General features: G+C 69.1%; 7 protein-coding genes and 1 pseudogene. 4 read left to right on the top strand and 4 right to left on the bottom strand.

What is annotated here, in order from left to right; all coding sequences use genetic code 11:
• Window positions 1-455: 455 nt before the first annotated feature.
• The 3 genes from FV218_RS20750 to FV218_RS20740 all read left to right on the top strand — a co-directional run bounded on the left by FV218_RS20750 (window position 456) and on the right by FV218_RS20740 (window position 4,217).
• Window positions 456-2,243, top strand: a complete 1,788-nt coding sequence (locus tag FV218_RS20750) for an acyl-CoA dehydrogenase C-terminal domain-containing protein (protein ID WP_147711383.1) — start codon at window positions 456-458, stop codon at window positions 2,241-2,243.
• 160 nt (window positions 2,244-2,403) lie between these two features.
• Entirely contained in the window at window positions 2,404-3,612 is a 1,209-nt protein-coding gene (locus FV218_RS20745; RefSeq protein ID WP_056093646.1) for an acetyl-CoA C-acetyltransferase, read from the top strand.
• A gap of 107 nt (window positions 3,613-3,719) precedes the next feature.
• Window positions 3,720-4,217, top strand: a complete 498-nt coding sequence (locus FV218_RS20740) for a hypothetical protein (protein ID WP_147711382.1) — start codon at window positions 3,720-3,722, stop codon at window positions 4,215-4,217.
• A 92-nt stretch (window positions 4,218-4,309) separates the two neighbouring features.
• Here FV218_RS20740 and FV218_RS20735 read toward each other — a convergent pair whose 3' ends face one another.
• A complete protein-coding gene (locus FV218_RS20735; RefSeq protein ID WP_147711381.1) occupies window positions 4,310-5,098 on the bottom strand; it encodes an EAL domain-containing protein in 789 nt (262 codons plus the stop codon).
• Between the two features lie 115 nt (window positions 5,099-5,213).
• Here FV218_RS20735 and FV218_RS20730 point away from each other — a divergent pair, with 115 nt between their 5' ends.
• A complete protein-coding gene (locus FV218_RS20730) occupies window positions 5,214-7,418 on the top strand; it encodes a 3-hydroxyacyl-CoA dehydrogenase NAD-binding domain-containing protein (protein WP_147711380.1) in 2,205 nt (734 codons plus the stop codon).
• A 64-nt stretch (window positions 7,419-7,482) separates the two neighbouring features.
• Here FV218_RS20730 and moaB read toward each other — a convergent pair whose 3' ends face one another.
• The 3 genes and pseudogenes from moaB to FV218_RS20715 all read right to left on the bottom strand — a co-directional run.
• On the bottom strand, window positions 7,483-8,040 hold the full coding sequence (gene moaB / locus FV218_RS20725; RefSeq protein WP_147711379.1) for a molybdenum cofactor biosynthesis protein B: 558 nt from the start codon (window positions 8,038-8,040) through the stop codon (window positions 7,483-7,485).
• 28 nt (window positions 8,041-8,068) lie between these two features.
• Window positions 8,069-8,977, bottom strand: coding sequence for a neutral zinc metallopeptidase (locus tag FV218_RS20720; RefSeq protein WP_147711378.1), 909 nt, complete (start codon window positions 8,975-8,977; stop codon window positions 8,069-8,071).
• A 100-nt stretch (window positions 8,978-9,077) separates the two neighbouring features.
• Window positions 9,078-9,725: pseudogene (locus FV218_RS20715) on the bottom strand (uracil-DNA glycosylase); the annotation flags it as partial.
• Between the last annotated feature and the right edge of the window lie 27 nt (window positions 9,726-9,752).

Below are 9,752 nucleotides of genomic sequence, written 5' to 3'. Positions count from 1 at the left end.
GGGCAGACGGGGACTTGCGGGGCGGCTCGGCGACCTCGTCCGGGGTGACGATGGAGGCGATCCAGGTCTCCACGGGAACGCCGGCCCGCCGCGCCACGTCGCGTGCCGCATCGAGGATGTCCGGATCGAAGCCGTCGAGGTCGATGGGGGCGGAGCGGGTCATCGTCAAACCTGATGGGGCGAGGTCCGGTCTCGATGCGCGGCGCCGAACCCCAGCAGACGACGGCTCGGGTCGATGTCGGATCGTCTCACCCGACCTTTAACTTTCTTGGTAAAGAGCTGGTTAATCGCGCCGAGATTCCGAGTCTCCGTCGTGCCGCCCAAGGTATCGGGTTTCACGCCGAGGCCCCTTTTCGCCCCGCCCGAGATGGTTTAGATATGAACCATCCAAGGAGCGGCGCCGTGATCCGGGCAGGACCACGAGGGTCGCCCGGCCGTGGGAAGGACGCTGAGAAATGCCGAGCTACAAGGCGCCGGTCGAGGACGTTCTGTTTCTCCTGAACGACGTGCTCGGGTTCCAACGCTACAGCAATCTCCGGGGCTTCGCCGACGCGTCGCCCGACGTGGTCGAGGCCGTGCTAACCGAGGGCGCCAAGCTCGCCGAGGAAGTCCTGGCCCCCCTCAACGCCGTCGGCGATCGCGAGGGCTGCACCCGAGGGCCCGACGGCAGCGTTGCCACGCCGAAGGGCTTCAAGGCCGGCTACGACACCTACGCCAGGGGCGGCTGGATGGGCCTGTCGGTGCCGGAGGAATTCGGTGGCCAGGGCCTGCCCCATACCCTCAACACCGCGATCTCCGAGTTCGTCTCGGGCGCCAACCTGGCCCTCGGCATGTATCCGGGCCTGACCCAGGGCGCCATGGCGGCGCTCCTCGTCCACGGCTCGGACGAACAGAAGGCCACCTACCTGCCGAAGATGGTGGAGGGCGCCTGGACCGGCACCATGAACCTCACCGAGCCGCATTGCGGCACGGATCTGGGCCTGCTCAAGACCAGGGCGGCCCCCAACGGCGACGGCTCGTACAGCCTCACCGGCACCAAGATCTTCATCTCGGCCGGCGAGCACGACCTCTCCGAGAATATCGTCCACCTCGTCATCGCCCGCATCGACGGGGCTCCGGCCGGCACCAAGGGCATCTCGCTGTTCGTGGTGCCGAAGTTCCTGGTGAACGCGGACGGGTCTGTGGGGGCGCGCAACGGGGTGTCCTGCGGCTCCCTCGAGCACAAGATGGGCATCCACGGCAATTCCACCTGCGTCATGAACTACGACGGCGCCACGGGCTGGCTCGTGGGCCAGGAGAATCGCGGCCTCGCCGCCATGTTCGTGATGATGAACGAAGCCCGCCTCGCGGTGGGCGTCCAGGGCCTCGGCCAGTCCGAGGTCGCCTACCAGAACGCCGTGGCCTACGCGCGTGACCGGCTCCAAGGCCGGTCGCTCACCGGCGCCAAGGCCCCCGACAAGGTCGCCGATCCGATCATCGTCCACCCCGACGTGCGCCGCACCCTCCTGGGCATCCGCGCCTTCAACGAGGCCGGACGCGCCCTGGTGCTGTGGACGGCGCTTCAGGCCGATATCAGCCACCGCTCCGAGGATGCGGCCGAGCGGCAGCGCGCCGAGGACCACATGGGTCTGATGACCCCGGTGGTGAAGGGGGTGCTCACCGACCGGGGCTTCGCCCACGCGGTCGAGGCCCAGCAGCTGTTCGGCGGCCACGGCTACATCGAGGAATGGGGCATGTCGCAGTTCGTGCGCGATGCCCGCATCGCCATGATCTACGAGGGTGCCAACGGCATCCAGGCCATGGACCTCATCGGCCGCAAGCTGCCGAAGGACGGCGGCCGCGCGATGATGGGCTTCCTCGCCGAGGTCCAGACCTTCCTGAAGGATCACGGCGAGGACGAGGGGATGAAACCCTTCGTGGGGCCGCTCCAGGCCGGGCTGAACGACCTGCAGGGCGCGACGATGTGGTTCATGCAGAACGCCTTCTCGAAGCCCGACAATGCGGGCGCGGGGGCCACGGACTACATGCACCTCCTCGGCCTCGTCGCCATGGGCTACATGTGGGGGCGCATCGCCAAAGCGGCGCTGGCCAAGCAGGCTGAGGCCGCCTCCGACCGCATGGCCGACAAGCTCGTCGTCGGCCGGTTCTACATGGAGCGGCTGTTGCCCGAGACCGCCCTGCGCCTGGTGCGGATCAAGGCCGGGTCGGAGACGACCATGGCGTTGAGCGCGGAGGCGTTTTAGACCGGACGCCGCCAGGGGCCGAGCGCGCGCGGAGCTCCCCTCCCCCGGGGGAGCCGCGCCGGATCGGCCAGGCATGGGATCGTATGGACGGACCCGCACGGGGTTCGTGTCGTTCTGCCGCCCGGCCTTCCGCGAAGGCCTGGGAATCCGGAGAAGAGAAATGCCCGAGGCCTACATCTACGATCACGTCCGCACCCCGCGCGGCCGCGGCAAGCCCGACGGGTCGCTGCACGAGGTGACGGCCCTGCGCCTCGCCGAAGTGGCGCTCCGCGCCCTCAAGGACCGCAACGGCCTCGACACCAGGCGGGTCGACGACGTGATCCTCGGCTGCGTCGATCCCGTCGGCGAGGCCGGCGGCGACATCGCCCGCGCCGCCGCCCTGGTGGCCGATTACGGCACCCACGTCCCGGGGGTGCAGATCAACCGCTTCTGCGCCTCGGGTCTCGACGCGGTGAACTTCGCCGCCGCCCAGGTCATGGCCGGCCAGCACGACATGACCATCGGGGGCGGCGTCGAATCCATGAGCCGCGTCGGCCTCGGCGCCTCGGGCGGAGCCTGGCCCGTGGACCCGGCCATCGCCATCAAGTCGTGGTTCATGCCCCAAGGCGTCTCGGCCGACCTCATCGCCACGAAGTACGGGTTCTCCCGCGCCGATTGCGACGCCTACGCCGTCGAATCGCAGAAGCGCTCCGCCGCCGCCTGGGCCGAGGGCCGGTTCGGCGGTGCGGTGGTACCCGTGCGCGACATCAACGGGATCACCTTGCTCGCCACCGACGAGCACATGCGGCCCGCGACCGACATGCAGTCCCTCGGCCAGCTCAAGGCCTCGTTCGTCCAGATGGGCCAGATGGGCGGCTTCGATGCCGTCGCCATCGACGCCCACCCGGATGTCGAGGCGGTGGACCACGTCCACCATGCCGGCAACTCGTCGGGCATCGTCGACGGCGCCGCCGCCGTGCTCATCGGTTCGCGGGAGGCCGGCAGCGCCGCCGGGCTCAAGCCCCGCGCCCGCATCCGCGCCTTCGCCAACATCGGATCGGACCCGGCCCTGATGCTCACGGGCCCCGTCGACGTCACCCGCAAGGTGCTGGCGCGCTCGGGGCTCAGCCTGTCGGACATCGACCTGTTCGAGGTCAACGAGGCCTTCGCCGCCGTGGTCCTGCGCTTCCAGCAGGCGTTCGACCTCGATCCGGCCCGGGTCAACGTCTGCGGCGGCGCCATCGCCATGGGCCATCCGCTGGGCGCCACCGGGGCGATGATCCTCGGCACCGTCCTCGACGAGCTGGAGCGCACCGGCAAGGAGCGCGCCCTCGTCACCCTCTGCATCGGCGCGGGCATGGGCACGGCGACGATCGTCGAGCGGGTCTGAGGCCGCGGCCACGGGGCGACAAACCCTTCGAAACACTGGTAGACGGCGGCGCCCGTCGCGTTTTTCGCGATGACGCCCAGCCGAGAAGAATCGGGAGAAACGCCACCATGACGCGCCTGCTCGCCACCCTGTGCCTGACCACCGCCCTGTGCCTGCCCATGGCCGCCCGCGCGGACGACGCCTCCGACCGTGTCGGCGTCGCGAAGGACCTGGTGCAGAAGACCCTGATCAAGAACCTGGAAACCGGCTTCACCGGCGCGTTGGAGAAGACCGTCGCGTCGATGCCCGAGGACAAGGCCGACGCCGTGCGCAAGGAGGTGCGAGCCGAGTTCGAAAAGCAGCGCGAGGTGATGATCGACGGCCTGTCGAAGGCCTACGCGGAAAAGTTCACCCTCGACGAGCTGAAGCACCTCAGCGGCATCTACGACGACAAAACCTATCAGAAGTTCCAGGCGGTCAATGCCGACCCGGCCTCCAGCGTCACGGCGATCTCGCAGGCGTCGGTGACGAAGCTCCTGAACATGCTCGCCATCGCCCAGGCCGGCGACAGCAAGGCCGGCGAAGGCAAGGCCGGCGCGCCGCCGCTGCCGATGCCGGCGCGCTAGGACGCGTCCGCCCCGTGCCGGCCTCGCCCATGATCGAGACCCGCCGCCGCGCGCGCGATTCGGATCGGGCCTTTCCGATCCGAGCCGTCGGCCTAGGCGACCAAGGTCTGGGCGAACACGGCCGGCGCCGGGAAGCCGGCCACGGCCGGGAGCTGTTCGAGGTGGGGCCGCGCAAAGTAGTAGCCCTGAAACAGGGTTGCGCCGAGGTCGCGCAGGGTTGCCAGTTCTTCCTGCGTCTCGATCCCCTCGGCGATCACCGCGAGGCCGAGGCCCCGCGCGATGCCGAGGAGGCCGCCGACGATGGTCTGCCGGCGCCGGTCGCCGTCGATGCCGCGCAGCAGGTCCATGTCGATCTTGATGAGGTCCGGCTGGAAATTTGCCAGCAGGCTCAGGCCGGCGAAGCCCGCGCCGAAATCGTCGAGGGCCGTGAGGAAGCCCTGCTTGCGGTACTCGGCGACGATGCGGGTGACGTGCGCCGTATCGCGGAACTTCTCGTTCTCGGTGAACTCGAACATGATGCGGTCGTGGGCGAAGCCGGCCCGGCGTGCGGCCTCCAGGGACGAACGGATGCAGGCCGCGGGCTCGTAGACCGCGTTCGGCATGAAGTTGATGGACAGCTTGGTCTGATCGCCCGTCGGGAACAGGCGTCCGGCCAGTTCGATCGCCTTGACCCGTGCGGCCTGGTCGAAGCGGTAGACCGTCTCGGGCGTGATCCGGCTGAGGATGGAGCCGGCGGATTCGCCGGCCGAGCCGCGGACCAGCGCCTCGTAGCCCCAGACCCGCTCGGTCGAAAGGTCAAGAATCGGCTGGAATGCCATCGTGAAGGTGAAGTCGAGTTCGACACCGTCACGGCAGCCCTTGCAGCCCGGCTTTCCGGTCATGACCCATCCCCGCAATATTTCGATCGCCCGTATCGGTGATGCGACGGCAAGTTTTTAGATTGGCTTAAGAAGCCGGCGCGACGTCCCGCCGCCCGCCACAACCGGAGGATCAGCGATGGATCTCACCAATTTCCGCCTCGAGACCGATGCCGACGGGATCGCCCTCGCGACCTGGGACATGCCTGGCCGGTCCATGAACGTCTTCACCAACGCGGTGATGGACGACCTGCACGCCGTCATCGACGCAGTGGTGGCCGATCCCGCCATCAAGGGCTGCGTCGTGACGTCGGGCAAGGACAACTTCTCGGGCGGTGCCGACCTCACCATGCTCCAGGGCCTCGGCCGCGCCTTCGAGGCGCTGAGGGCCGAGCGCGGCGAGGAGGAGGCCATGCGCCACTTCTTCGAGGAATCGCGAAAACTCACCCTGCTGTTTCGCAAGCTCGAAACCTGCGGCAAGCCGTTCGCCGCGGCCGTGAACGGCATCTGCCTCGGCGGCGCCTTCGAGCTCGCCCTCTCCTGTCACCACCGGGTGCTGTCCGACAACCCGAAGACCCGCGTCGGCCTGCCCGAGATCAAGGTCGGCCTGTTCCCGGGCGCCGGCGGCACCCAGCGCGTGCCCCGCCTGATGCAGACGGGCGATGCCCTGCAGATGCTGTTCAAGGGCGAGCAGATCCGGCCGCTCATGGCGAAGAATATGGGCCTCGTCCATGAGGTTGCGCCGAGGGACGAGATCGTCGCCAAGGCCAAGGCCTGGATTCTCGGCGGCGGCTCGGCCGTGGCGCCGTGGGACGTGCCGAAGTTCAAGGCGCCCTCCGGCAAGGTCTATTCGCCCGCCGGCATGATGACCTGGCCGCCCGCCAACGCCATCTACCGCCGCGAGACCCACGACAACTATCCGGCCGCCAAGGCGATCCTGGGCGCGGTCTACGAGGGCCTGCAGCTGCCCATGGACCTCGCCCTCCGGGTCGAGAGCCGGTATTTCGCCAAGATCCTGCGCTCGACGGAGGCGGCGGCGATGATCCGCACCCTGTTCCTGTCCATGGGCGAGCTCAACAAGGGCGCGCGCCGGCCGAAGGACGTGGCCCCGACCTCGGTCAAGCGCATCGGCGTCGTCGGCGCCGGCTTCATGGGCGCGGGCGTCGCCTACGTCTCGGCCCAGGCCGGCCTCGACGTGGTGCTCGTCGACCAGTCCGTCGAGGCGGCCGAGAAGGGCAAGGCCTACGCCCACAAGCTGGTCACCGACCAGATCAACAAGGGCCGCGCCAAGACCGCCGACCGCGACGCCCTGCTCGCGCGCATCACCACCAGCGCCGACTACGCCGCCCTGTCCGCGTGCGACCTCGTCATCGAGGCGGTGTTCGAGGACCCGGCGGTGAAGGCCGAGGTCATCGGCAAGGTCGAGTCCGCCATTCGCCCGGATGCCATCTTCGCCTCCAACACCTCGACGCTGCCCATCACGGGCCTCGCCAAGACCGCGAGCCGGCCGGAGAATTTCGTCGGCATCCACTTCTTCTCCCCCGTGGAGAAGATGATGCTTGTCGAGATCATCAAGGGCGACCAGACCGGCGACACGGCGCTCGCCACCGCCCTCGACTTCGTCCGCGCCATCAAGAAGACCCCCATCGTCGTCAACGATGCGCGCGGGTTCTTCGCAAACCGCTGCGTCGGCGCTTACCTCCTTGAAGGCCACACCATGCTCAACGAGGGCATCCCGGCGGCGATGATCGAGAATGCCGGGCGCCAGGCCGGCATGCCGGTGGGGCCCCTGTCGCTCACCGACGAGGTCGCCGTCGACCTTGCCCTAAAGATCGTCAAGGCGACGGAGGCGCAGCTCGGAGCGCACGCCATCGATCCGGCGCAGAAGGCACTTCTCGTTCGGCTGGTCGAGGGCGAAGGCCGGCTCGGGCGCAAGAACAAGCGCGGCTTCTACGACTATCCCGAGGGCGCGCCGAAGCGCCTGTGGCCCGGCCTCAAGGACCTGCAGGCGACCCGCGTCGATCCGGACGACGTGGATTTTTCGGAGCTGAAGCAGCGCCTGCTGGTGGTCCAGGCCCTGGAGGCGGCCCGCACCGTCGGCGAGGGCGTCGTCACCGATCCGCGCGAGGCCGATGTCGGCTCGATCCTCGGCTTCGGCTTCGCCCCGTTCACGGGCGGCGCCCTGTCCTACATCGACTTCATGGGCGCCAAGGCCTTCGTCGCCCTGGCCCAGGGGCTGGAGGCCAAGCACGGACCGCGCTTCGCCGTGCCGCGCACGCTCCTCGCCATGGCCGAGCGGGGCGGGACGTTCTACGGCGACGCCGCCGCGCGCAAGGCGGCCTGAAGACGCCGAAGGGCGCGCTAGGAGATGCGCGCCCTTCCATGCAGGTTCCGGCGGACGACCGACGTCACACCGTGATGGACGCTCCGCGTCGAAGATGCTCGTCGAGGCGCGGCATGATCTCGACGAAGTTGCAGGGGCGGTGCCGATAGTCGAGCTGGGCGGCCAGGATGCCGTCCCAGGCGTCGCGGCAGGCCCCCGGCGAGCCCGGCAGGACGAAGACGTAGGTGGCGTTCACCACCCCGGCCGTCGCCCGGGACTGCAGCGTCGAGGTGCCGATCTTGTCGTAGGAAATCCGGTGGAACACCGCCGAGAACCCGTCCATGCGCTTGTCGAACAGCGGCTCGATGGCCTCGGGTGTCACGTCGCGGCCGGTGAAGCCGGTGCCGCCCGTGGTGAGGACCACGTCCACGGCCGGATCGCGCGACCACGCTTCCACCTGCCCCCTGATCTGGTCGACCTCGTCGGGCACCACGGCACGGGCGGCGAGCGTATGCCCGGCGGCCGTGAGGCGATCCCGCAGGGTGTCGCCGGAGCGATCCTCGTCGAGGGAGCGGGTGTCCGACACCGTCAGCACCGCGATGGCGAGGGGGACGAAGCTGCGGGTCTTGTCGGATGCGACCATGGCGTTCGGACCCTTACGGTGACGCGGTTCAGTTTCCGGCGGCGCGGAACGTGTCGCAGGACTTGGTCTGGCCGCTCTTGTAGCCGGTCATGAACCAGCGCTGCCGCTGGGCCGACGAGCCGTGGGTGAACGAGTCCGGCACGGCGTAGCCCTGCGACTGCTTCTGGAGCTTGTCGTCGCCGATGGCGCTGGCCGCGTTCATGGCTTCCTCGATGTCGCCGGGCTCGAGGGCATTGTACTTGTCGTTGGAGTTCTTGGCCCAGACGCCGGCGAGGCAATCGGCCATGAGTTCGACGCGCACGGAGAGCTGATTCGATTCGACCTTGCTCGACGCGGCCTGCTGCCGGCCCTGGACCTTGCCCAGAATGCCGAGTTCGTCCTGCACGTGGTGGCCGACCTCGTGGGCGATGACGTAGGCGTAGGCGAAGTCACCCTTCACCCCGAACTTCTGCTCCATCTCCTTGAAGAACGACGTGTCGAGATAGACCTTCTTGTCGAGGGGGCAGTAGAACGGCCCCATGGCGGCCTGGGCCGAACCGCAGCCGCTGCGGGTTCCGCCGGTGTAGAGCACCATGCCGGTCGGGCGGTATTGCTTGCCGGTCTGATTGGGAAGGATCTCCTTCCAGACGTCCTCGGTGTTGCCCAGGATGGCGGCGGCGAACCGCCCGCTCTCGTCCGTCGGCTTGGTCCTGCGCTGGGCCTGCGTCTGCGGATCGGCCTGCTCCTGGCGCGGCCGTCCGCCGCCCGTCATCTGCTCGGCGCCGCCGATGAGGATCGCCGGGTTGATGCCCGTGACCCAGCCGATGATGCACAGGACGACGATGGCGCCGATGCCGAGACCGCCGGCACCGCCGCCCGGAAACCCGCCACCACCGCCACCGCCCTCACCGCGGCGATCCTCGACGTTGTCGGAACTGCGGAAATCTTCCCAGCGCATGTGCTCGTCACCACTCGTCCCGGAACGCGGACCGACGCAATCGGTCCGAAGTAATCTCCGCGCGCGTCGTACGGTTCCGCTTGGCCGTTCCCTACCGGCCTCAGGCCTTGCCGTCGAGGGCGGCCCGGAGCGTGCGGAAGTCCCGCCAGGCGAGGCGCTTCTGCAGGGGCTGGCGCAGGAGATAGGCCGGATGCAGGGTCGCGAGCGCCCGGATCTCGCGGTCCCCCACCCGGTAGGGGTAGAACCGGCCGCGCGCCTTGAGGATGCCGTCCTTGGTGCCGGTGATCGCCTGCGTCGACGGGCTGCCGAGGCAGACGATGAGGTCGGGCGCCGCGAGCTCGATCTGCCGTTCGATGAACGGCTTGCAGATCGCCACCTCCTGGGGCGTCGGGTTGCGGTTTCCCGGCGGGCGCCAGGGGACGATGTTGGTGACGTAGGCGCTGGTGCGGTCGAGGCCGATGGCCGCCATCATCCGGTCGAGCAGCTTGCCCGAGCGGCCCATGAACGGCTTGCCGATCCGGTCCTCGTCGGCGCCCGGGGCCTCGCCGATGAACATGAGCTTCGCCGCCGGGTTGCCGTCGGCGAAGACGAGGTTCTTCGCCGTGAACTTGAGGGGGCAGCCGTCGAAGCCGGCGAGCAGGGCCTCCAGCTCTTCCAGGGTGGTCACGTCCCTGGCCCGGGCCCGTGCGTCGCCCGCGGCCTCGCCCGGCCGGGCCGCCACCGACGCGCCGTAGGTCCGCGCCGGGGGGGGCGCCTCCCCGGCGCGGACCTACGG

This window comes from Methylobacterium sp. WL69 (genome assembly GCF_008039485.1).
In the GTDB taxonomy this organism is placed as follows: domain Bacteria; phylum Pseudomonadota; class Alphaproteobacteria; order Rhizobiales; family Beijerinckiaceae; genus Methylobacterium.
Note: the sequence above shows the minus strand (reverse complement) of the source record. Positions and strands in the feature narration are given on the sequence as shown.